The 23,132-nt window shown below is 62.3% G+C and carries 23 protein-coding genes; 11 read left to right on the top strand and 12 right to left on the bottom strand.

Annotated elements, in window-relative coordinates; genetic code table 11:
* Positions 1-493: 493 nt before the first annotated feature.
* The 5 genes from NJC38_RS03520 to NJC38_RS03540 all read right to left on the bottom strand — a co-directional run bounded on the left by NJC38_RS03520 (position 494) and on the right by NJC38_RS03540 (position 5,064).
* Complete coding sequence (locus NJC38_RS03520; protein WP_045492580.1) at positions 494-1,384, bottom strand: LysR family transcriptional regulator; 891 nt, start codon at positions 1,382-1,384, stop codon at positions 494-496.
* 37 nt (positions 1,385-1,421) lie between these two features.
* Positions 1,422-1,886 (bottom strand): DUF1348 family protein, encoded by a 465-nt coding sequence (locus NJC38_RS03525; protein ID WP_253111629.1) that lies wholly within the window; start codon positions 1,884-1,886, stop codon positions 1,422-1,424.
* Positions 1,887-1,914: 28 nt separating this feature from the next.
* Positions 1,915-3,966: a pyridoxamine 5'-phosphate oxidase family protein gene (locus NJC38_RS03530; RefSeq protein ID WP_253111631.1), complete on the bottom strand. Its 2,052-nt coding sequence runs from the start codon at positions 3,964-3,966 to the stop codon at positions 1,915-1,917.
* A 32-nt stretch (positions 3,967-3,998) separates the two neighbouring features.
* Complete coding sequence (locus tag NJC38_RS03535) at positions 3,999-4,616, bottom strand: glutathione S-transferase family protein (protein ID WP_253111633.1); 618 nt, start codon at positions 4,614-4,616, stop codon at positions 3,999-4,001.
* A 70-nt stretch (positions 4,617-4,686) separates the two neighbouring features.
* Positions 4,687-5,064: a hypothetical protein gene (locus NJC38_RS03540; RefSeq protein WP_253111634.1), complete on the bottom strand. Its 378-nt coding sequence runs from the start codon at positions 5,062-5,064 to the stop codon at positions 4,687-4,689.
* Here NJC38_RS03540 and NJC38_RS03545 point away from each other — a divergent pair.
* From NJC38_RS03545 to NJC38_RS03570, 6 genes are all read left to right on the top strand, one after another.
* A complete protein-coding gene (locus NJC38_RS03545; protein ID WP_253111636.1) occupies positions 5,063-5,962 on the top strand; it encodes a LysR substrate-binding domain-containing protein in 900 nt (299 codons plus the stop codon). The two genes, NJC38_RS03540 and NJC38_RS03545, sit on opposite strands and share 2 nt — an antisense overlap.
* Positions 5,963-6,061: 99 nt before the next feature.
* A complete protein-coding gene (locus NJC38_RS03550; protein ID WP_045492563.1) occupies positions 6,062-6,766 on the top strand; it encodes an SDR family oxidoreductase in 705 nt (234 codons plus the stop codon).
* A gap of 46 nt (positions 6,767-6,812) precedes the next feature.
* Positions 6,813-7,373 carry a pyridoxamine 5'-phosphate oxidase family protein gene (locus NJC38_RS03555; protein WP_052483541.1) on the top strand — a complete coding sequence of 187 codons (561 nt, stop codon included), beginning with the start codon at positions 6,813-6,815 and terminating at the stop codon, positions 7,371-7,373.
* Between the two features lie 51 nt (positions 7,374-7,424).
* Entirely contained in the window at positions 7,425-8,375 is a 951-nt protein-coding gene (lhpI, locus tag NJC38_RS03560; protein WP_253111645.1) for a bifunctional Delta(1)-pyrroline-2-carboxylate/Delta(1)-piperideine-2-carboxylate reductase, read from the top strand.
* Between the two features lie 118 nt (positions 8,376-8,493).
* Complete coding sequence (locus tag NJC38_RS03565; RefSeq protein WP_253111647.1) at positions 8,494-10,332, top strand: hypothetical protein; 1,839 nt, start codon at positions 8,494-8,496, stop codon at positions 10,330-10,332.
* 287 nt (positions 10,333-10,619) lie between these two features.
* Positions 10,620-11,369, top strand: a complete 750-nt coding sequence (locus NJC38_RS03570; RefSeq protein ID WP_253111649.1) for a CerR family C-terminal domain-containing protein — start codon at positions 10,620-10,622, stop codon at positions 11,367-11,369.
* A gap of 368 nt (positions 11,370-11,737) precedes the next feature.
* Here the strand turns inward: NJC38_RS03570 and NJC38_RS03575 are convergent, their stop codons facing one another.
* The 3 genes from NJC38_RS03575 to NJC38_RS03585 form a co-directional block, all read right to left on the bottom strand.
* Complete coding sequence (locus tag NJC38_RS03575; protein ID WP_253111651.1) at positions 11,738-13,030, bottom strand: sorbosone dehydrogenase family protein; 1,293 nt, start codon at positions 13,028-13,030, stop codon at positions 11,738-11,740.
* Positions 13,027-13,455 carry a DUF2231 domain-containing protein gene (locus tag NJC38_RS03580; protein ID WP_045492549.1) on the bottom strand — a complete coding sequence of 143 codons (429 nt, stop codon included), beginning with the start codon at positions 13,453-13,455 and terminating at the stop codon, positions 13,027-13,029. The genes NJC38_RS03575 and NJC38_RS03580 overlap by 4 nt, the downstream gene beginning before the upstream one ends.
* Before the next feature lie 203 nt (positions 13,456-13,658).
* Complete coding sequence (locus NJC38_RS03585; RefSeq protein WP_253111653.1) at positions 13,659-14,354, bottom strand: hypothetical protein; 696 nt, start codon at positions 14,352-14,354, stop codon at positions 13,659-13,661.
* Positions 14,355-14,651: 297 nt separating this feature from the next.
* Between NJC38_RS03585 and NJC38_RS03590 the strand changes: the two genes are divergently transcribed.
* Positions 14,652-15,476 (top strand): isocitrate lyase/phosphoenolpyruvate mutase family protein, encoded by an 825-nt coding sequence (locus tag NJC38_RS03590; protein WP_253111655.1) that lies wholly within the window; start codon positions 14,652-14,654, stop codon positions 15,474-15,476.
* Positions 15,477-15,542: 66 nt separating this feature from the next.
* On the top strand, positions 15,543-16,358 hold the full coding sequence (locus NJC38_RS03595; protein ID WP_253111660.1) for a protein phosphatase 2C domain-containing protein: 816 nt from the start codon (positions 15,543-15,545) through the stop codon (positions 16,356-16,358).
* A gap of 21 nt (positions 16,359-16,379) precedes the next feature.
* Here NJC38_RS03595 and NJC38_RS03600 read toward each other — a convergent pair whose 3' ends face one another.
* Positions 16,380-17,333, bottom strand: coding sequence for a LysR substrate-binding domain-containing protein (locus tag NJC38_RS03600; protein WP_253111661.1), 954 nt, complete (start codon positions 17,331-17,333; stop codon positions 16,380-16,382).
* A gap of 166 nt (positions 17,334-17,499) precedes the next feature.
* Here NJC38_RS03600 and NJC38_RS03605 point away from each other — a divergent pair, with 166 nt between their 5' ends.
* Both NJC38_RS03605 and NJC38_RS03610 read left to right on the top strand, forming a co-directional pair.
* On the top strand, positions 17,500-18,234 hold the full coding sequence (locus tag NJC38_RS03605) for an AzlC family ABC transporter permease (RefSeq protein ID WP_253111662.1): 735 nt from the start codon (positions 17,500-17,502) through the stop codon (positions 18,232-18,234).
* Positions 18,231-18,557 (top strand): AzlD domain-containing protein, encoded by a 327-nt coding sequence (locus NJC38_RS03610; protein WP_253111663.1) that lies wholly within the window; start codon positions 18,231-18,233, stop codon positions 18,555-18,557. The genes NJC38_RS03605 and NJC38_RS03610 overlap by 4 nt, the downstream gene beginning before the upstream one ends.
* Here the strand turns inward: NJC38_RS03610 and NJC38_RS03615 are convergent.
* Complete coding sequence (locus tag NJC38_RS03615; protein WP_253111664.1) at positions 18,528-19,766, bottom strand: MFS transporter; 1,239 nt, start codon at positions 19,764-19,766, stop codon at positions 18,528-18,530. The two genes, NJC38_RS03610 and NJC38_RS03615, sit on opposite strands and share 30 nt — an antisense overlap.
* Before the next feature lie 156 nt (positions 19,767-19,922).
* Between NJC38_RS03615 and NJC38_RS03620 the strand changes: the two genes are divergently transcribed.
* On the top strand, positions 19,923-20,816 hold the full coding sequence (locus NJC38_RS03620) for a LysR family transcriptional regulator (RefSeq protein WP_253111665.1): 894 nt from the start codon (positions 19,923-19,925) through the stop codon (positions 20,814-20,816).
* 52 nt (positions 20,817-20,868) lie between these two features.
* Here the strand turns inward: NJC38_RS03620 and NJC38_RS03625 are convergent, their stop codons facing one another.
* Both NJC38_RS03625 and NJC38_RS03630 read right to left on the bottom strand, forming a co-directional pair.
* A complete protein-coding gene (locus tag NJC38_RS03625; RefSeq protein ID WP_253111855.1) occupies positions 20,869-21,882 on the bottom strand; it encodes an alpha/beta hydrolase in 1,014 nt (337 codons plus the stop codon).
* Positions 21,883-22,220: 338 nt separating this feature from the next.
* A complete protein-coding gene (locus NJC38_RS03630) occupies positions 22,221-23,036 on the bottom strand; it encodes a hypothetical protein (RefSeq protein ID WP_253111666.1) in 816 nt (271 codons plus the stop codon).
* Positions 23,037-23,132 lie beyond the last annotated feature (96 nt).

Raw genomic sequence — 23,132 nt, forward strand, 5'->3', positions numbered from 1 at the left:
GCTGTGATGTAGGGGCTTTTTGAGCGATGTGTATGAAATTTCGTACATCGATAAACATGCAGTGATTTAAAAACACTGTCTGAGTTGCTGAAGAGTTAGCAGGCCGTGACTGAACATCGCACAAGGGACGCAGGACATGAGCAAGTTTCTTGCTGGCTCTCATTAGAGGACATCGGCTGGCCGGCAACTTCAATTCGGACGGACGAGCCTATTGCTCGCAGCGCCCGATGATCCTCTTGGATGGCCTTGCGCGCCATCTTGCAGGCAATAAAAAACCCGCCGAAGCGGGTTCTTTGTCCCAGACCATTCCAACTCCCTGTCGGCAGTATCCTTTCACGGTCGATCGTCCTTGATCCTGGTGAGCTCCCTGTTCACCAGTGGTTGGATCCAAATATAGGCTTGTCGTCGGGCGGAGCAAATGGCAATTGTTCTCTGCCGCGTGTAAGCCTTTGGCTATCCGTTTGTCAGCCACGGTCTTGCGATCCTGGCAGAGTCAGTTGAACAGTGGATGACCTCGCAACTGCGCCACCGCCATGTCCACGAACGCCCGCACCTTGGCCGGTGCGTGGCGGCCTTGTGCGTAAAGGACATAGACCGGCACTGGCGGTTCTTCGAAGTCGCTCAGCACGATCTCCAGGCTGCCTTCGCGCAGCGCCGGGCCGATCTGGTAGTGCAGGATCTTGGTCAGGCCCCAGCCGGCCCTGGCCGTGGCAATCGCTGCTTCGTTGGTGTTGCATTGCAAGGCGGGCGTGACTAGCAGACGCTGTGCGGATGCGAAGCGCCATTCCGGTGACGACCAGGCACTGTCGGAGACGACGATTCGGTGCTCCTTCAGATCGGCAGGCGTCAGCGGGGTGCCGTGGCGCTGCAGATAAGCGGGCGACGCGCAGATGACCCGGCGCATGGTGCCGACCTGGATCGCGGTGAAGCCTGAATCGGGCAAGTGGCCGATGCGGATCGCCACGTCCATGCCCTCATCGACGATGTTGACCGGGCGGTCGATGAAGAAGGTTCTGGCGCGCATGCCGGGATAGGTATCGAGGTAGGCGGTCACGATGGGCAATACGTGCATCTGGCCGAACATCACCGGTGCAGTGATCGCCAGGGTGCCGGAAGGCTCGGCGTAGTGCCCGGCGGCCGATGCCTCGGCTTCGGCAATCTCGCTGAGAATCCTGCGGCAATCGTCCAGGTAGCGCTGACCCGCTTCGGTGGTTTTCACCGAGCGGGTGGTGCGCACGAACAGCCGGGCGCCGATCAGTTCTTCCAGCGCCGCAACACTGCGGGTCACCGCCGGTGCACTCATGTGCACCAGGCGGGCGGCCTTGGCGAAGCTTTGAGTTTCCGCCACTTTGACAAAAACGCGCATCGCTTGCCAACGGTCCATCGGTCTTCCTTATCGCAGCTCAGGGGGGCGAGCAGGCTCAGAAACCAAAGCTGCTCAAACCTTGATGATCGTCCGGGCGGCGTCCCAGTGGCCAGCGGAATTTGCGTTCGGCTTCGCTGATCGGTTGTTCGTTGATGCTCGCATGGCGCTCGCGCATCAGACCGTCTTCGGCAAATTCCCAGTTTTCGTTGCCGTAGGCGCGGAACCATTGGCCGCTGTCGTCGCGGTACTCATAGGCATAGCGCATCGCGATGCGGTTGCCGCTGAAGGCCCAGAGTTCCTTGATCAGCCGGTACTCCAGCTCGCGATTCCACTTGCGGGTCAGAAAGGCTTCGGCGTCGCTGCGGTTGCTGACGAACTCGACGCGGTTGCGCCAGCGGGTGTCGAGGGTATAGGCCTGCGCGACCTTGGCGGCGTCGCGGCTGTTCCAGCCATCTTCGGCCAGGCGGACTTTCTCGATGGCGGTCTGTTCGTTGAACGGTGGCAGCGGTGGACGGGACATGGTTGAACTCCTGATGGGATGGAACAGGTCATAGCGCAAGCTGGATGGGGGTGTGTTGATCTGCCGGAACCGCACAGCAGATCAGTACTTCATCGTCCTTGAGTGTTGCTTGAGGCTCCTTGAGGTACGTGACATCGCCCTTGAGCACACGGGTGCGGCAGGTCCCGCAATGCCCCTCACGGCAACTGAACTCGGGTGCCAGGCCACGTGCCTCGGCCAACTCCAGCAAGGTCCCGGAGTCGGGCTGCCAGCGCGCTTCTTTTTGTGAGTTCATGAACATCACCTTGACCGGCGTGGTCGCCGGCGGCAGCCGGGCAGGGACGTTGGCAGACTGCTGTGTGCTGCGCTGCAGCGAGCCGGGGCCGAACGCTTCGGCATGGATGCGCTCATCCTCGATGCCATAGCCGCGCAGCCCGTCATACAGCGCCTGGCTAAAGCCGGCAGGGCCGCACAGGTAGAACTGGTAATCGCCAAACGGCAGCACCTGGCTGAGCAGCGCCATGTCGATGCGTCCATGGGCTTCATAGTCGATGCCGGCTTGGGCAGCACCGGTATCGCTCAGCACCCGGATCAGCTTTACCGAGCCTTTCGCGGCGTGGGTCAATTCGGCCAGCTCGCGGTCAAAGGCGCGATCGTGTTTGCTGCGCGCCGCATAGAGCAGCGTGACCGGGCGCAATCGCTGGCGACGCAGCCCGTCATAGACCAGGTGGCGGAGCATGGCCAGCATCGGCGTGATACCGACCCCGGCGGCCAGCAGCACCAGCGGTTGTTCGCTGGCTGGATCAAGCGTGAAGTCGCCAGCCGGTGCGCGGGCTTCAAGGGTGTCGCCCTCGCGCAGATGATCATGCAGGTAGCCCGACACCCGGCCATCGCGCTTGACGCTGATCCGATAATGGCCGTCCGACGGCGCGACCGACAGGGTATAGGTGCGGATCAACGGTGCTTCAGTGCCCGGTATCTGCACCCGGATCGGCAGGTACTGGCCGGCCAGGTGCGGCAACAGCCCGCCACCGTCCAGCGGTTGCAACTCGAACGAGCGGATCGACGCGCTCTCGTCAGTCACCCGCGTCACCCGCAGCGCTCGCCAGCGGGTCGCGTATTCGGCGGCGCGCAGGCGTTGTTCGGTCTGTTGCCAATCGCCGGTCAGCAACGAACTCTCAGCCCAGGCGTCATCCTGCAACCTCCAGCGCAGCGCCAGGCCCGCGGCCCTGCGCACGATCTGCCGGGGGCGAAAGGTCCATAACCGCTCGGCGCCCTGAAAGGCCGCAATCCGGGGTGAGTCGAAGATCACCTCGGCCTCGCCGGTCATTTGCAACACATCACCGCTGGCAAAGTCGACGAACAACAGCCCGGCCTGGCGGTTGAGCAACAGGTTACCGAGGGTGGAGAAAAACAGGTTGCCGTTGAAGTCCGGGATGGTCAGCTTCCCGTCAGCGTCCAGGTGCACGAAGCCTGGCTTGCCACCCCGGTGCGAGACATCGACCTGGCGTTGACCGTCCTGGTCGGCGTAGGAGGCGACAAAAAAAGTATCGGCATTCTCGATCAATGCGCGCGCCGCCACGTCCAGTTCGGTCAGCCGCTGGGCCTGAGCGCTATCGGCGGCTGCCGGATCACGGTCAAAGCTGAAATCGCGCAGCTGGATGTAGCGCGGGCAGTTACCAAAGCTCTGGCCGACCGTCAGTTGAAAGCCGGCAGCAGTGGTGCCGAGCACGCCATTGAGCCGGTTGCGCCGCCGCGTGTGCAGCTCAATGCCCAGCAGGCCCACCGCTGCGCCGTCGGTCATGCCCTGGCCGGCCGGGTCGGCGGCGGCGGGTTGTGCGGCGATGTTCAGTGTGCTGGCGGACGGTGAGCCCATGAAGCCCGGCTGACCTTCCAGCATCGTGGCCCAGGCATTGCCCTGAGCATCCACGCTGCCCAGCACCACGAAGGGCAACTGCGCATAGAAGGCGCGATGCTGGTCCGGCATGAAGTCGCGCACCACACGACGTCCCACTTCTTCCATGCGTTCAGCGACACCCAGCTGCTGCTGGATGAGTTTTTCGCCCGCGTGCCAGGTCGGCAAGGTGGGTGTGGTGGTCATGATCGCGTCTCCGATAGGCGCAGCAGGCAGGGTCAAACGTTGGCGCGCAGCCCGATCGGGCTTTGCGTGAATGGCACGAAGCCCGGCAACGCTTCGATACGCTGCAACAGACGACCAACGGCGGGGTAGCCCGACAGGTCGACGTTGCCTTCCGGTGCGCCGGCCAGATAACTGTAGATCGCAACGTCAGCAATGGTCGGATGCTCGGCGGCCAGCCAGTCGCGGGTCGCCAGATGCTGTTCCAGGCGCTTGAGCAACACATGGGCGCGGTTGATGACCTCTTCGGCATTGAAGGCGGCGCCAAATACCGTGATCAGCCGCGCTGCACAGGGTCCGTAGGCCAGCTCGCCGGCGGCCACCGACAGCCAGCGCTGCACCCGCGCCGCGCCCAGCGCATCTTCCGGCAGCCAGTCGCTGCGCCCGGCCTTCTTGGCGAGATAAACCAGAATGGCATTGGAGTCGGCAATCACCCGTTCGCCATCCACCAGCACCGGGATCTGGCCGAACGGGTTCAAGGCGAGGAAGTCGGGATGCTGCAGGCCGCCAGCCTTGATATCGACCTCGACCAGTTCGTGGGGCACGCCCAGCAGCGCGGCGAACAATACGGCGCGGTGCGCATGGCCTGACAGCGGGTGGTGATAGAGTTTCATGGTCCGGTTCCTGAGTGAGCGGGGCGGGGAGAGTCCCGAGCCGTGTGGTCAGTTTGGAATACCGGGGTTTTTAGCGGAATAGGCGTTGTGGGCAGTTCTTTATTGCGTCAGGTGGAATAATTAACGATGGCGGTGGAGTGCCAGATTGTTTCAGGCACTTTTCTGCGGGCAATAAAAAACCCGCCGAAGCGGGTTTTTTGTCCCAGACCATTCCAACTCCCTGTCGGCAGTATCCTTTCACGGTCGATCCTCCCTGATCCTGGCGAGCATCCTGTTCGCCAGTGGTTGGATCCAAATATAGGCTCATCACGCTGGCAGGCAAATAGCAATTATTCGCCAGCGCGTGTAAGCCTTTGGCTATACGGATGTAATCAAAGGCCAGAGACTCCGCTGGCGGGCTGTTGTGGTAGCGTGTCAGCAGTCGCCCTGCAGAACGTTTTTCTACCATGTCGGATGCTTTGTCCTCGCTACCGTCGCTCAATGCCCTGCGTGCCTTCGAAGTGGCGGCGCGGCACTTGAATTTTCGTCTGGCCGCCGATGAGCTGGGGGTAACCCAGGCGGCGGTGGCGCAGCAGATTCGTGGTCTGGAAACCAGCCTGGGCGTGAAACTGTTCGACCGGTTGCCGCGTGGCCTGGCGTTGACCGATGGCGGACTGCGCTATGGCGCCAGTATTCGCCGCGCCCTGGAACTGATTGTCGAAGCCACGCACGCGCTGCGCCCGGACACCGCCCACCTCACCGTCAGCGTGCCACCGAGCTTTGCTTCGCGCTGGCTGATCCCGCGCATTGCGTTGTTTACCGAAGCGTATCCGGATATCGACCTGCGGGTGCTGGCCACCGAGCGGTTGTCGCGCTTTCACACTGATGGCGTCGATGTGGCGGTGCGTTACGGACGCCCACCGTTCGGGCCAGGGCTCAATACCGAATTGCTGGTGGCACAGAGCATTATTGTGGTCGGCAGCCCGGCGTTGCTCGACAAACTGGGCCAGCCGGCAGACCTGGCGCAGTTGCAGCGTTACCTGTGGCTGCACGACGGCCATAACCTGTGGCCGCAGTTTATTGCCCATGTGTTTGCCCAGCCGCTGCAAGGCGCGGCGAAGAACCTGCGCTTCAATAGCACTTCGCTGGCAGTGGATGCTGCGCTGGCCGGGCAGGGCCTGGCATTGGTGACCCGGGCGTTCATTCAGGATGATCTGGAGGCCGGGAGGCTGGTGCAGGTGCTCGAACAGAGCCTGCCGATGGACACCGGTTTCTATCTGGTCTGGCCGCGCCATGCGCGTGAGCCCGCTACCTTGCTGACCGTACTGGCCTGGTTGCGCGAGCAGGCCAGGGCGATAAGGCAGTAGATAAACTATCGGCTTGTGCGTGTTCTGCTGACTCTCTGCCGGCAAGGCGCGGTGCTAGGCTGACGCTCAGAGTTTGATGACTATCCGGAGAGCGACAGCATGACTGAACAGAAAGTGGCAATCATCATGGCCGGCGGCAGCGGTATGGGAGCGGCATCGGCCAGACGTCTGGCGGCCGATGGTTTCAAGGTCGGCATTCTCTCGTCGTCCGGCAAGGGCGAGGCGCTGGCGCAAGAGCTGGGCGGGGTTGGCGTGACCGGCAGCAACCAGTCCAGCGCCGACATGCAGCGCCTGGTGGATCGGGTGATGCAGCAGTGGGGGCGTATCGATGTGCTGGTTAACAGCGCTGGCCACGGCCCACGCGCGCCGCTGCTGGAAATCAGCGACGAGGACTGGCACAAGGGGGTCGATGTGTATCTGCTCAACGCCGTGCGGGCCATTCGCCTGGTGACGCCGATCATGCAGCAACAGCACAACGGCGCGATCATCAATATCTCCACGGCCTGGGTCGATGAGCCGGCGTTGATGTTCCCGACATCGGCGGTGGCGCGCGCAGGGCTTGCGGCGTTCACCAAGCTGTTTGCCGACACTTACGCCAAAGACAATATTCGCATCAACAACGTGTTGCCGGGCTGGATCGACAGCCTGCCGCAAACCGACGAACGCCGTGACGCTGTCCCCCTTCAACGCTACGGCAAAAGCGAAGAAGTGGCGGCAACCGTTGCATTTCTGGCCAGTGAGGGTGCAGCCTATATCACCGCACAAAGCCTGCGCGTGGATGGCGGGCTGATGCGCAGCATTTGAATTTCTCGGGGTGGCGGCTGCCCACCCCCCGCAGTGGAGGCCATGGATGCTCTATGACCTGCTACATCGCATCTGGGGCGAACTGAGCACCCCCATGGAGGCGGGTGCTCAGCCGTTTCGGCTGTTGCAACTGGCGACCCTGGGGGTGGATGGCTGCCCCCGCTCGCGCAGCATCATCTTGCGTGAAGCCGACGGTCAAAATGCAACCCTGGTGTTCTGGATTGATCGCCGCTCGAACAAATTCCAGGAGCTGTTACGCAATCCGTTCGTGGCGTTATCGGCCTTCGACGGCCAGCGCAATGTGCAATTGCGTCTGGAAGGCCGGGCCAGCGTGCAGTTTGACCCGCAACGCAAACGCGAAATCTGGAACACCCTCAAGCCGCAGAGCAAACAGTTGTTCAATCGTTTTTGCCCGCCGGGCACGGTGCTGGACGATCCCGCCGAAGCCTGGAGCGAAGAGCCAGAGTCTGACAGCGACGAGCATTTCTGTATCGTGACGGTGAGTGTGGACCGGGTAGAGTGGCTGGATCTTTCCGGCAGCTACCACCAGCGCGCCCGGTTCAGCCGGCTGGCGCGGGGCTGGCGCAAGGAGTGGCTGGCACCCTGAAGGCCGGTTTCGGTAATCGGCACCCCATTGGCACAGACGACGAGGATTTCGATGAGCAACCCGGCAACTGCAACTGACGATGGCAACGCCGTCATCGTTTGTGACCGCGAGCGCACGGCGCAACTGCTGGCCTTCCCGGCATTGGTCCAGGCCATCGCGCAGGCTGCGCAGCAGCTGGAGGTCGGTCAGATTCTCAGCCCCGAACGTCTGGTGGTGCCGATGGGCTGCGGGGTGATGCTGAGCATGCCGGCCACGGCGGCCGATATCGGTATTCACAAACTGGTTAATGTGCACCCCAATAACGCGCAGCAGCAACTGCCGTCGATTCATGGCACGGTGAGTGTGTGTGACGCCGCGACCGGGCGTATCCGCTGCCTGCTCGACGGCCCGGAGGTCACCGGGCGGCGCACGGCGGCAGTCAGCCTGTTGGCGATCCGTACCCTGTTGCCTGATCCGCCCACCGATATTCTGCTGTACGGCACCGGTGTGCAGGCGCGCTATCACGTTCAAGCCCTCAATGCCGTATATCCCGATGCGCGAATCCGGGTTAAAGGGCGTGACGCCCGGCAGGTCCTGGCCTTCTGCAGTGAGGGCGCCAACCTTGAGCCTTGCCCGGCCGATGTACCGGACCAGGTGCAGGTCGTGATTACGCTGACCACCAGCCTGGAGCCGATCTATAACCAGGTGGCCCGCGCTGGCCGGTTGGTCATTGGCGTGGGGGCGTTCAAGCCGGAAATGGCCGAAATCGGCAAGCTCACGCTCGATGGCAGTGCGATCTATGTTGATGAGCCGGCAGGGGCGCATGTCGAGGCAGGTGATTTGCTGCGCGCGGGGGTCGATTGGTCAGCCGTCATTTCATTGGCTGCGGCGTTGCGCAGCCCGCAAGCCGTTACCCGCCCGGCGGTGTTCAAGAGTGTCGGAACCGGTGCCTGGGATCTGGCCGCAGGCCGGGTCGCGCTGGCGGCACTGAACACTGAACAGAGCGAGCGCAAGCCTGGCTGACCGGCAGTTATGTGAAGCAGTCGGCACTCTTGCGAGGAATTTTTTCTACGCCCAAGTGACAAAGCGTCCGGATTGCGTACCGAAGGTGTGCGGCCGTCAACCGGGATCAAGGATGAATATGCAGGTCATCACGGACAATGCCATTGCCGCAGCGCTGCGCGCCAGGGCGCAGGATGCTTTCGGGGTCGCGCCAGCGGCCCCTTTCACGGTCGCAGCGGTCCGGCCACACAGGGCCGATGTCACCTACACCGTCACCTCGACCCTCAGTTGCCAGGTGGCCTCGCGGCGGGTTCGGCAACTGACGGGCGAACACTGCAACCGTGATTATCTGGACCAGGTGCTGCAGGCCCGGCGTGAACGGTTGCTGGCTAACCCGGGCCATTTCCGGCCGCTGATCTACCAGCATCTGAGCAACGACGTCGACCACTACCGCAGGCCAGGCCAAGTCCTGTTGACGGTCGATACCGAGCGTTTCTGCACCCGTGAGCAGTGCACTGACTGCAACGGCCACGGCGTGGTGCACTGCAGCGCCTGCGCCGGGCATGCCGAAGTGCGTTGCGCTCGTTGCCGGGGCGGCTGTCATCTGCATTGCCACTATTGCTCCGGCACCGGCCATGAGCCCGAGCGGCGTCGCTGTGGTTACTGTGGCGGGACCGGCCAGTACGGCAATCACCGTTGCAGTTGTCAGGGCGGGCTGCTGCCTGCCGATCGCTGCCACAAATGCCAGGGCCAGCGCACCACGCCATGCCCGGACTGCAATGCCCGGGGCGTGGTGCGCTGCACGGCGTGCGACCAGGGCCAGGTGCGCTGCGCGCCGTGCGAGGGGGCCGGTGAACTGATTCACGAGTACCGCCTTGAGGTGCATGTCGATCTGCAGGTCCATTACGCTTGGCGCAACCTCAGCGCCGACTGGCTGGAGCCGGTGATTGGCGAGTCGGTCAATGGCCCCAACAACGCGGCAGTGTTTGTCGTCGACCAGGCCCAGGCGGATCACCCGGACCCACGGCTATTCACCGCGACCGGTCACGTACCGGCCGCCGAGGCCGAGGTGTCCCATGAGGGCAGCACCGGGACCTGCCGCTTTGTGGGGCTGCCGCCGATCCCGCTGTACCTCGACGGCGTGCTCAATGGCAATTTCAAGAAACTGCTGGCCTCGATGCAGGACACGACGGACATCCAGGCCATCCAGCGGGCCTCCAGTTCGAAGATCGCCCGCCAGTTGATTGCCGAGAACGAGCAACAGCGGCCTATCGACCAGACCACCCCGGTGCTGCAAGGCATCATTGATCCGGAGGATGGGCTGGAGTTTCTGCACAAGCGTGCCGAGACCTTCCGGCACATCGTCGCCACCCGCCACCGCTTGCGGCCTGCTGCCGTGCTGGGCCTGTCGCTGCCGCTGACGGCGGTGCTGTTTGTTGTGTATCTGGTGATGAGCTTCTATCTCACCGGCCTGCCGGAGCCCGGCACCGGCAAGCTGGGGATCCTGGCGCTGCTCGGTGAGCCGCAAACAGTCGGCAAGCGGGTCTACATGCAACTCGTGCAGGCTGCCAATCAGGGATTGGGCGTGGGGATGCTGCTGTGGTTCGGCGCTGCAATCGTGTTCAACCGCTTTAGCCTGCCGCTGTTGTTCCCGCGGTTATGGGCCTGGGCGGCGGGGCGCTGGGCGCGCATTCTGACGCTGGGCGTGCCTGGCATGCTGTGGCTGGCAGTATTCATGGCCTTGTATCCGACGGCCGAAATGTGGCCGGACTGGCGCTGGCTGAAGTTCGCGTTCAACCGCCAGGGTACTCTGCACGCCGTGACCAACGCCCTGTACCTGTTGCCGCAGATCTACCTGCTGGCGCTGGGGCTTTCGTTGCTGCGCTGGCGTGCCGCCGGAACCCACTGGGCGCGGCGCATGATGAGGATTTTGCTGCAGAGAAAGAACGTCAGTGCGGTTGAAGCGCAGCTGCACTGATTCATGCCCGGCTTGCTAAAAGGAACCCGCGCTGCAATGCCAGCAGCCGTTGAAGGCCGGTCAGACTTGCCGACTGCTGCAGGTCGAAGTGACCTGTAGCATGCCTGAGGTGTAATGATTCGCGCATAGTATCGGGCTCTGCGGCCGGATCGGTCGACCGGGCTTGCCGCAGATGGACCTTTGCGCAATCGAGGCAGTCCAAGCGCTGGGTCGGTCGACAGGATGATCGGCAAGCACATTCATATCAGTCGATATGTTTCCAAGAGGTTTTCAGACAAGGATTGCTCATGCCCCGACACAAAAGCACTGCTGGAGGTGGCTATCAACGCGGTACGGACACTCGCGCCCGATTGATCGAAACCGGCTTGCGGCTGTTTGGCGAACGTGGCTTCGAAGGCGCCTCCACCCGCGATATCGCCAGTGAGGCCGGGCTCAATGCGCCGGCCCTGAAGTATTACTTCGACAACAAGGAAGGGCTGTATCACGCCTGTATCGAGGACATCATCACGAAGATTCGCGAGCAGCTTGCAGGGGCGGTGCAGCATGCCGAAGCTGTACTGCACAATCGTGCCAGCAGTGACGGGCAGTTGATCGAGGCTTATCTGCAACTGTTGGGCGGCTTTATCGGCTTTGTCCAGGACAGCCCGCAAGCTGAAGCCTGGTATCTGTTCATGGCCAGAGAGGTGGTCGGCTTGGGCATGTTCGACACCGATGCAATCATGCACAAAAAGCTGTACGCGCCTCTGAACGCCGTCACCACTGGTTTGGTGGGGCGTCTGACCGGCTTGCCGGTTGACGACGAGCGCACCCGGATGCGCGCGTTTGCGCTCAACAGTCAGAGCATGGCCATGCGTACCCTGCGTCGCCAGATGCTGGGCATCATGGAGTGGGACAGCGTCGATTCTGAGCGTATGCAGCGGGTGCGGGAAATATTGCTCGGGCAGATGCGCCTGACCTTGCGATCCTGGGTTTCGGAGCGCGAAGCGGGCAGGCTGGGTGCCAGCCGATCCATGCAAGAGGTGCCATTGTGTCCGTAGGCCCGAGGCGTGTCAGTTGTAGGAGCGAGCTTGCTCGCGAAGACGGCAGCGCGTTCGCAGCAGTTGCTGTGGCTTTACCAGCCTCTTCGTCGGAGTGCCGCTCAGACCAAGGTCGCTCCCACAAAGGCATGCAGTGCTTATCTGAACAGTATTGCGGCTAAAGCCAATACTGGTCACTTAGGTACTGTATGCCCCCGGTGGGAGCGAGCTCTGCTCGCGAAGAGGCCAGTAAAGTCACAGCATCTGCTGCGAATGTACCGCTGCCTTCGCCGGGATGCCGGACCACAGCAACCGGAGCGCCGGCCGGCTGCTCCCACCGGTCTAAGTGGACAGTATTGCGGCTAAAGCGGATCGCAGCCCGGTCGGCCCTACTGATTACGCGTCACCCGCCACACGGTATTGGCCAGGTCATCGGCAATGATCAGTGCGCCGCGCGGGTCTACCGTTACACCTACCGGGCGGCCGCGGGTCTTGCCGTCGTTACCCCGGAAACCGGTGGCAAAGTCTATCGGTTCACCGGCCGGACGACCGTCCTTGAATGGCACGAAGATCACTTTGTAGCCCACCGGGTTGTCGCGGTTCCAACTGCCGTGCTCGCCCACGAACACGCCGTTGGCAAAGCGTTCGCCCATCGCTGCAATGGAAAAATCCAGGCCCAGCGCGGCGACGTGTGAGCCCAGGCTGTAGTCGGGTTTGATCGCCGCAGCGACTTTTTCCGGGTTCTGTGGCTGGGCGCGGGTGTCGACGTTCTGGCCCCAGTAGCTCCATGGCCAGCCGTAGAAACCGCCTTGCTGTACCGAGGTCAGGTAGTCGGGAACCAGGTCCGGGCCAAGTTCGTCGCGCTCATTGACCACCGTCCAGAGTTTACCGGTGCCTGGCTGGACGGCCAGGGCTGTGGGGTTGCGCAGGCCGGTGGCGTAGGGTTTGTGCGCGCCGGTTTCAGCATCGATCTGCCAGACCATGGCGCGGTCGATCTCCACTTCCATGCCGCGCTCGGTCACGTTGCTGTTCGAGCCGATGCCCACGTACAGATAGCGCCCGTCAGGGCTGATGGTCATCGCTTTGGTCCAGTGATGGTTGATCGCCGAGGGCAGGTCGGTGAGCTTGACCGGCGCCCCGCTGGCTTTGGTCTGGCCATCCTGATAGTCGAAACGCACCAGCGCGTCCTGGTTGGCGACGTACAGCTTGCCATCGGCAAAGGCCAGGCCGTAGGGCGCGTTGAGGTTGTCGGCAAACACCGTCTGCACCTCAAACTGGCCGTCACCGTCGGCATCGCGCAGCAGGGTCAACCGGTTGCCGCCTTTGACCTTGGTATTGCCCTGGGCCTTGATGTAGCCGGCGATCACGTCTTTGGGCTTGAGTTTGGCGGCGTTGCCGCCACGGCCCTCGGCGATCAGGATATCGCCGTTGGGCAGTACCAGCGTCTGGCGCGGAATCTTCAGGTCCGTGGCAATCGCGGTGATGCTGAAGCCTTCCGGCACCGTGGGCTTCTCGCTGCCCCATTCGGCTGGCTCGGCGATTTTCATGCTCGGCAGCAGGCCGCGCTGCGGCTCCGGCAGCTTCGGGTCCGGGCCGCGGGCCTGGGTGCTGTCAGCTTCGCCGCCACAGGCACTGAGCAGCACGGTCATGCCGAGAATAGTCAGGACAGGCATCGGTTTCATCGTGCCACCTCCGTGCGCAGGTTACTGAAGGCAATCCAGGCCGATACCACGGCCAGCAGGGTGACAATCACGGACAGTACCAGCCCGGTCGGCATGACCGCCCAGGCATCCTTGGCGTGTTCGAAGGCATTGAGCAGGCCCAGCAGCCAAGTGGCCAGCAGCACCAGCAGGTACGCCAGCGGGCGGCCGCCCTTGTGCGGGGCGCGTAGCAGGTTGGTAATGGCAAACAGGCCGGCAAGACCTGCAAACAGCAAGCCACCGGCAATCAGCCAGGCGGCGAAATTGCTCCACTGGATCTGCGTGGTGTTGTAATAGGCGATATCGTTGAGCAAGGCGCCGAGAAACAGCGCAACGCTGCCGCCCAGCAGGATGCCGTGAAGCGGGCCGGGGGTTGCGTGGTACGGGGGATGGTCGGGTACGGTCACGGGTGGCGCTCCTTATCGTTCACATTCCAGGGCGGGGCTCGATAGCGTCGGGCATGGGAATGGATCGTCGGGGCGCTGCTTTAGTTCAGCCCAATGGGCGCTATTACACATTCGGTAACAGCCAGTTTAGCCAGCTGCCGGCTGTGGATCGTGTGGCCGGCCATGCCCGCCAGCATGGCATGGCCGGTCGGCTCATCGGTTGCTCACTTGGCCCGGGTCAGCGTCTCTTCGAACACCCGCCCTTCGATCGTCAACAGGTAACGCAGCTTGCCGTCAGGCGTTGGCTGCAGAATCACCTGGGTCGGTGACTTGTGGCTGGGGTGGCTGAACAGCTCGGGTTTGTCCGAGTAGCTGTAGCTCTGAAAATGCAGGGCATCGCCGATCCAGCGCACATCGTTGTACAGGTAGTGCCAGTTGGGGTTGCTGGCGTGATACAGATAAGCCTTGCCTTGCGGGTCGCGGCGGATCTCCAGCTCCACGACATCGCCGATTGCCCACGTGCCCAGGTAGCGCTGCATGCGTGGGTGCGCCGGCAACTGCGGCGCGGCGACAAAGTCGCTGGCCTGGTAGGGCGACTGGCGTGCCTGTTCGGCGGCGGCCCCGGACGGCAGCGCGCACAGTGGCGCGACCTTGTCGACCTTGACGTAATCGAACGTCAACTGCTGATCGGCAACCTGCATGGCGAGCTGCATGGCTTTGGGGGCGAAGGCCAGAACTTTAAGGTCAAAGCTTTCTTGCGCAGATGCGATATGAATCGACTGGCCGTTGTCCGCCACCGTGTAAGTGGACACCTCGGGCTGCTGCGCCTGCCTGTCACTGCAGTTGAACGGATACAGCAGCGCTTTGCCGTCAGCCCGGAATTCGGTGACGTTGGCGATGCCGTTGTTCAACGGCTGCATGGCCCAGATTCCGACAAGCGCATGTTTATCGCTGCTTGGCAACGCGCTGGCGTTTGGCGCGTTAGAAGAGTGTGCGCAGCCACTCAGAACGCTGACGGCGAGCAACAAGGACAGGAGTGTTTTGGACTGTTTGGACACGAAATTCTCCGGGGTGCCTGGCCGATCTGTTGGCAGATCAGGAACAAATAACCCGGTTTCGACCACCGCCAAGGCGATCAGTGCCGTAGTGTCAGCCAGCGCGGCTGGGCACTGCGCTATCCTGCGCCCTGGGACGGCTCATCAGTGGAGGAGGCAAACATGTGTCAATCAACCAAAGCCCAGGTGTTCAAGGGGTTGCACGAGCGTAATGAGCCGCTGATTCTGGCCAACCCCTGGGACGCCGGCAGCGCACGGTTGCTGGCCTCGCTGGGCTTTGAGGCGCTGGCGACCAGCAGCGCCGGTCTTGCCTTCAGCCTGGGCGTGCGCGATACCGAGGGCTTGTTGTCGCGCGAGCAGATTCTGGAAAACGCCAAGGCCATTGTGCAGGCCACTGAACTGCCGGTCAGCGCCGACCTTGAAAACGGCTTCGCTGACTCGCCCGACGCGGTCGCGCGCACCATCGGCCTGGCGGCCGAGGCCGGACTGGTGGGCGGCTCGATCGAAGACGGCGCAGGGCGCAAGGGCCAAACCGTGTACGACTTCAACCACGCGGTAGAGCGCATCAGCGCCGCCGCCGAAGCCGCCAGGGCATTGGCATTCCCGTTCACCCTGGTGGCCCGCGCCGAGAACTACAGCTTCGGCATCCAGGACCTGGACGACACCATTCGCCGGCTACAGGCCTTCGAAAAGGCCGGCGCCGATGTGCTGTATGCACCGTGCCTGCCTGATCTGCAATCGATCAAAACCCTCTGCGAGTCAGTCAATAAACCGGTCAATGTCGTGATGGGCCTGTCTGGCGCCGCCTACAGCGTGGCGCAGTTGGCCGAGGTGGGGGTACGCCGCATCAGTCTGGGCAGCTCCTTTGCCAGAGCCGCGCTGGGCGGCCTGCTGCGTGCGGCCCAAGAAGTCAGAGAGCAAGGCACCTTCAACTTCGCCCGCGACGCGATCGCGTTCAAGGCCATGAATGACTTGATGAAGGGCTAGCGCCTCGAACATCCCGGCCATCGCGTGGTCTAGACTCGCGCCTTGTTTTTCCGGAGACCCATCCCGATGCATCTGGACCTGATCGAATCCATCAGCCTGGCTGGCAGGCTGAACGTCGCCAATGATGACCGCGCCGGCAGCGCCGAGCGCCATGCCTGGGTCATCGACGGTGCCACCGACCTTGGTCCTGCCGGGTTGCTGGGCGCGCGCGGCGGGGCCGCCTGGCTGGCGGATACTGCGCATCGGGCGTTCGCAGCGGCGAATGGCTCGTTAACCGACATCTGCGCCCAGGTGTTCGACACCGTGGCGGGCGCCTATGAAGGTGAGCGGCGGCGCGAGCCGCTGGCCGGCTGGGAACTGCCGCGTGCAGCGTTTGCCGCCGTGGCCATCGAGGGCGACTCGCTGGTGTGTGGCTTCATGGCCGACTGCATCGTGCTGCACCGCAGCGCTGCGGGTATCGCCTTTCTGACCCCGCAACCCGACCGCGAGCGCGAGCGCGCCGAGGCCGCAGCACTGGGGCCGGGCACCGGAGCCGCAGCGGTGCGCAGTCCCGAAGTCCTGGCCGACCGCCGTGCGGCCCGCGAGCGGCCCAAGGCGGTGCTGGGTATCGATGCCGGGCATGCCCGGATCAACACTGAATATGTACGGGTGCCGGTGGCGCAGGGCGACGACCTGCTGCTGCTCAGCGACGGCTTCGCGGCATTGTTCGATACCTACCAGGCTTATGACCCTGCCGGCTTCGTCGCTCAGGTTCTGCAGCACGGGCTGGCGCCTCTGGCCCGGCAACTGCGCGACATTGAACGCCAAGACGCGGCTTGCCTGCGCTATCCGCGTTTCAAGGCCAGCGATGACGCTACCGGGCTATGGTTACGAGTGGGCTGAAACCGGTGAGGATGACCGCGCTCATTTGAATTGCTCGAGCAACCACTCAGTCAGCCGCTGACAGGCTGGCACCTGGGCTTTGTTTTCGTTGATCACCAGATAGTGGACTTCATCGCGCAACACCACTTGCTCGCTCACCGGACGGACCAGGCGGCCTTGGGCAATCAGCGGTTTGACCAGGTGATCCCAGCCCAGCGCAATCCCGTGGCCGTTCAGGGCCATCTGGATCAGCAGGTTGTAGTCATTGCTGCTGAACGCCGCTGGCCGAGGCGTCGCAGCACCCGCCAGGTCCTGCGCGAACCAGGCAAACCAGGCGTTCCAGTCGAACTGCTCGGTCAGCTGCGAACGGCCATAAGGGTCAAGGTCCAGCAACGCACTGTCACGCATGCCTTGCAAGGTCGGTAATTGCGGTTGAGCTTCAAGGTAGGCCGGGCTGCAGACCGGGTAAACGACGACATGAAACAGCGGCACGCGCAGATAGCCCGGCCGCTCATCCAGCGCCTGGGTGACGAAAACATCGGGTTCGATCCCAGGCTCGATATCCTGGAAGCGTTCGGTGGTGATGACGTTCAGGCCGACGTCGTTATTGCTGGCGAGGAAATCCGTGAGCCGGTGTGCCAAAAACATCGATGAAAATGCATGGGTGCAACACAGCGTCAGGGTGTCTTTATCACTGGTCTGGCGACGAATCCGCTCGGTGGTGTGGAAGATATTGAGCAGCGAGAGCTGCGCCGAATCAAACAGCAACGTGCCGGCAGGGGTCAGGCGCAGGTCCCGGCCGCTGCGTACGAACAAGTCAGTGCCCAGGTGCAGCTCAAGGTCACGAATCTGCCGACTGATCGCCGCCTGGGTCACACACAGGGCATCGGCGGCGCGGGTAAAACTGCGATACCGGGCGGCGGCGACAAACGAACGCATGGCCTTGAACGAGGGCATTTTCAGCAATGCCAGATCAGTCTGAGAGCCTTCGCGCATAACAAAAACTACCTGTTTATCTGCATAAAAAGTCGATTCCGCCGGCCAGCCGCCGGGCCCTACACTCTAACGCACCACGTCCCGTGCAGCCTATTCCATGCCCAGCCTTGCAACTGCCGCGATAACCCGGCGCGGGTGACTGTGCCCACATAAAAAGGAAAAACCGATGCCTTACCCCTCGGCCAGACATGCCTTCATGCACGGGGTGCGCGTACTGTTGCCACTGACGCCGGGGGTGATTCCCTTTGGCCTGGTGACGGGCGTGACCGCGATCAATATGGGGTTGTCACCGGCGACCACTCTGGGCATGGCCGCGATGTTCTATTCCGGTTCCGCACAGATGGCAGTGCTGCAACTGATGCACAGCGGGGTGGTGCCGATCGCCATCGTGGTCACCGCGTGGATCATCAACCTGCGCTTCATCATGTATGGCGCCACCTTTGCACCGCACCTGCAGCATTTGCCGCGGCGCTGGTCCTGGCCGTCGGCTTATCTCTTGTCTGACCAGTCTTTTGCGCTGTGCAGCCTGAAGGCTTTTTCCGGTGAACTGGGGCCGTATCTGTTTCCGTTCTACGCTGGCACCGCGGTCGCCATGTGGCTGGCCTGGATGCTCTCGGTGGTGGCAGGGGTGTATGTCGGCGCGAGCATTCCGGAAAACTGGTCGCTGGGCTTTGCCATCCCGTTGTCGTTCCTGGCCCTGCTGGTGCCCGGCATTCGCAGCAAACCGAGCCTGGCCGCGGCGGTGGTCGGTGGCCTGCTGGCGGTGTGGCTGGTGAGGTTGCCGTATAACCTGGGGCTGATCGTCGCCTCGCTGGGCGGCATCGTGGCCGGGCTGTGGATCGAGCGGTTGACCAATGCGTCGGGCAAGAGCCCAGCACCTGCGACCGAGGAGGCTCAATGAGCGAGCTGACCATGTGGGTGATGTTCGCCGCCGTCGGTATCGGCACCTTTGCCATCCGCCTGTGTTTCATCGAGCTGCAAGGCCGCTGGCAGGTTCCGGCGCTGTTCACGCGGGCACTGCTGTACGTGCCCGCCAGTGTCATGGCCGCGCTGGCGTTGCCAGCGGTGGTCTACCCGGCAGGCCAGAGCAGCATCGATATCAGCAACCCGCAAATCCCGGCCGCCGTCATCGCTGCGCTGGTGGCCTGGAAGACCCGCAGTACGGTGCTGACCCTGGCGGTCGGGATGGCGGTGTTATGGGCAATCAGGTATCTGGCCGCGTAGCGGATTTTGGGAGGCGTTGATGCGGGCGGCGGCCAACGTCACGGCAGCCGAAGCAGTCAGCACAATGGCTGCGGCAACGAAGGTGGTTTGATAGCCCTGGGTATCGAACAGCACACCCCCCAGCGTGGAACCCAGAGCAATAGAGAGCTGGATCACCGCCACCATCAGCCCGCCGCCTGCTTCGGCATCAAACGGTACCGATTGAGCCAGCCATGACCACCAGCCCACCGGCGCGGCGGTGGCGACCAGGCCCCATAAGGCGAGCAGCACGAAGACCATCGCAACCGAATTCCCGAATGCCACCAAGCCAATGCCCAGTCCAGCCATCAGCAAAGGGATGACGATCAGGGTTCGATACAGGCCTTGTTTGATGAATGAACCGATGAGCAGGGTGCCTATGAAGCCGGCGATACCCAGTGCCAGCAACATCGTCGACAAGGTGGGTACATCAACGCGGGGCACGGTTTCCAGGAACGGACGAATGTAGGTGAACAGTTCGAACTGGCCCATAAAGAACAGGCCCACCGCGAGCATGCCCAGCGCCACCAGTGGATTGCCCAGCAGCGTGAATACATTGGCCGATCCTCTCGCCCGAGGCGCAGCCTGCATCGCTGGCAGGCTGATCCATTGCCAGATCAGGGCGATCAGCCCGACCGGAACAAGGCAGAAAAACGCACCGCGCCAACCGATGATACCGCCCAGATAGCTGCCCAGAGGGGCGGCGACGATGGTCGCCAGGGCATTGCCGCTGTTGAAGATCGCCAAGGCACGGGGCACGTTTTCGGCAGGCACCAGACGCATGGCGACAGCTGCCGACATCGACCAGAAGCCGCCAATCACCACGCCGATCAGGGCGCGCCCGACCATGTACATGATGTAGTTGCTGGCCAGCGCCACCACCAGTCCTGACACACACATCAGTGCGGTCAGCAGCAGCAACAGCGTCTTGCGGTTCATGGCGCCAGCGATCCATGAGATGGACAGGCTGGTCAGCACCGCAAAGGTGCCGGAAATGGCGATGCCATAACCGGCCAGGCCCTCGCTGACGCCCAGTTCGGTCGCGATGGGCGTCAGCAGGCTCACGGGCATGAACTCTGAGGCGATCAGCGCAAAGACGCACAGGGTCATGGCCCATACGCCGCTCCAGTGTGCCGGTGCCTGTGGGGCGGACAGGTCCTCGTGGACCGGCTCGATGCTTGGGTTGTTCATTGACGTCACTCGTAACCGTTATTCACGAAATGGCTTGCCGAAAAGTATTCAGCCGCCGGCTGAGGCCACGGCTGATCGTTCAAGGCCATGTTGACGTATCGGCATTGGCATGATTAGTAGGTATGGTTTTTATGAGTTACTGAGAAAAATTCAAGAATGAGCCGGCACAAAATCAACGATCTACAAGCCTTCGTGGCCGTTGCCCGCGATCAGAGCTTTACCAAAGCAGCGGTCAAACTGGGTGTCACGCCTTCGGCGCTCAGCCACACGTTGCGGGGGCTTGAAGAGCGGCTGGGCGTGCGGCTGTTGTCGCGTACGACGCGCAATGTCTCGACGACCGAAGCCGGTGACAGGTTGATGCGTTCCGTCGCACCGTTGTTCGAGCAGATCGCTGCCGAGGTTGAGGCGTTGAACGATTTGCGCGAGACGCCGCGCGGGACCATCCGTATCACCTGTACGGACGATTCGATTGAGTTGTGCGTGAGGTCGAAGCTCAAGCGGTTCACTGAGCAATACCCGGACATCGTACTGGAATTGTTCGTCGACTATGGCTTCACCAATGTGGTGGAAGAACGTTTTGATGCTGGCATTCGCCTCGGGGAGTCCATCAGCAAGGACATGATTGCGGTGCGCATCGGGCCAGACTGGCGACTGTCGCTGGTCGCCACGCCGGCTTACTTCGAACGTAACCCCGCGCCGGCCACGCCCTACGACTTGATGAAGCACACCTGCATCAATATTCGTCACCGGCCGTCCGGATCGATCTACGCCTGGGAGTTCGAGCGAGACGGCAAGCCCTTCACAGTCAAGGGCGAAGGACCGCTGGTGTTCAACAGCATTGTTCACGTACTCAATGCAGCTCTGGATGGAATCGGCATCGGCTATGTCCCGCAAGAGCTGGTCGCGCCTTACCTTGCCGATGGCCGACTCATCGAAGTGCTGCCGCAGTGGTGCCCGACATTTCAGGGGTTCCACCTGTATTACCCGAATCGAAGGCAGGCCTCGCCAGCGTTCGCGGCTCTGGTGCAAGCGTTGCGCTACACACCCTGATCGTCACTGGCGAGCCCTGTACAACGGTGCCCCGAGCGGAGCACCGAGGCGGTCACTTGAGATTGCGCTGATAAAAGCCGGTCAGTTTTTCCCAGGGAATCAGGTCGGCACGGTCATACAGATCGACGTGCCCGGCACCCTTGACGTAGTAAAGCTCCTTGGGTTCGGCAGCGCGCTGGAAGGCGTCTTCGCTGAACTCCCTGGAGTGTGCCTGATCACCTGTGATGAACAGCATCGGGCGTGGTGAAATCGTTTCTATATCGTTAAACGGGTAGAAATTCATGAAACGGATTTCGCTGCTCAGCATGCGGTTCTGGGTTTGCTCCAGCGTCATGCCTTGCGGGGTGGCCGCCCCGCGTGGCGTGCGGTAGAACTCCCAGAACTCGCGGGTTATCGGGTCGGTCTCGGCATCCGCCTGCGCGGGCAGGTAATCAAGGAAAATGCCCTTGCCGGTGGTGTACTCGGTGTAGCGCTGTTCGGCCGCTTTGGCGAGCAACGCCTTGCGCTGGTCCAGGGTCACGGAGTGCTGCAGGCCATGGCGGGTAACGGCACCCATGTCGTACATGCTGACGGTGGCAACGGCTTTCAGGCGCGGGTCGAGTTTGGCCGCGCTGATCGAGAAACTGCCACTGCCACAAATGCCTAATACACCGATACGGTCACGGTCAACGAGGTCACTTGTGCCCAGGTAATCGACCGCTGCGCTGAACGCTTCGGTGTACAGCTCGGGAGCCACCAGATTGCGCGGCTGGCCCTCGCTTTCGCCCCAGAACGGCAGATCAATGGCCAGGGTTACGAAGCCTTGCTCAGCCAGTTTCTGCGCGTAGAGCATGGCGCTTTGCTCTTTCACCGCGCCCATGGGATGGCCGACGATGATGGCGGGTGCCTTGGCCTTGCGATCAAGGTTTTTCGGTGTCACCAGATTGCCGGTGACCTGCATGTTGTACTGGTTCTTGAACGTCACTTTCTGCACGGTGACGCTGGCGCTGTTATAAAAGTTATCAGCGCCTGCGGGGATCGCCGGGGCCTTCAGTGCCTGCGCGGCAAGAGCGGAACCGGCTGGCAGGGAAAGCAGGCCGAGTGAGGCGAGAAAAATACCGATGGCCGCCAGCCGCGCGCGGGGTTTGCCGGCAACAGGCAGGGGATTGGAGTTGGCTTGGGTAATCGTTAAAGAACTACTCACAGTCAGTGCACCTTATCAAGCAGGAGTCAAAGGTCAGGCCAGCCAGAACCGCTACCGGTTGTGGCTGCTGTTCCCGGTGACCGCTATGTTGACTGTCCGCGAGTCTGCTGATTAGTAGGGGGCGTTTTCATGTCTTTGTGAAAAAAACTCAGTAGTTCGTGGCGCAGCGATAGCGTCTTGCATGGCGTTCGCTGGTGTCGCCAATGCCGCTCACGCGGCGGCTAATCCTTGCGCACCCGGCTGACGTTGAACCCCATTGGTCGGGTAGCGCCGGAGAATCTATAGCGGCCCACCTCGACTGCCTGACTGTCTGGGCCTTCGCTATGCACTTCGCTGATCAGTTTAAGGACCTGCGCTTTATCCAGCCCAGGTTCCAGGACCCGAATCACAGCCCGCGTGGTGCACAGCATCATCCGATATTGCGCTTGGCCATCGTTGAGCGGTGCCAAGGCACTGTACCAGCGCCCACGGGTTATCGAACCGTCGCCGTCTGAGTCCAGTTGCGCCTGTATCGCTGCATTCTTGTCTGTCCACAGCTGAGACGGCTGGTCCAGCCTGGCCTGGCTAAAGGCCTGCGACGGCGTGATCTCGCGACACCAACTGTGCTCTTTGAGTGCGCTGATGAAGCTCTGATTGAAGGCTTGGACGGTCATGCCAAAGCTCAGTGGCTGATCACAGCCATAGCGGTATTCGAGGCGGTCGATCCTGCCGAGTCCAGCTTCCTTGAACAACTGCCTGGCGTCGTCGAGGAAGCTGTGGTCGTCCAGTTCTCCGCATTCACGAGTGACCTGGACAACCTGGGTGAAGGTGCCCTGCAAGTCGAAGCTGACAGCGAAACTCATGTTTGCGCTTTCGCCGTAGCGCGCACGCAACCTGGCCACTGCACTGTCGAGCTGATCCTTGCGGGCCAGCATCGCCTGGACATGCTGGTAATTGCGGTAGTAGCGGCCTGGCACAGACCAGTCGACTTGCACGGCGATGTACAGCATTGCGCTGAGGCCGAGCAATACCAGCAGCAGGCGTGTTCGTTTGGGCATGTTGGTCACAGTTGCAAGGTTGCGCACAGTATCGGCGACGAGTTGGCTGGCTTGAGCGTTATCCTGCAATAGCGTCCGGCATATGCCTCGCCAGCG

This window comes from Pseudomonas sp. 21LCFQ010 (assembly GCF_024129905.1).
GTDB lineage: Bacteria > Pseudomonadota > Gammaproteobacteria > Pseudomonadales > Pseudomonadaceae > Aquipseudomonas.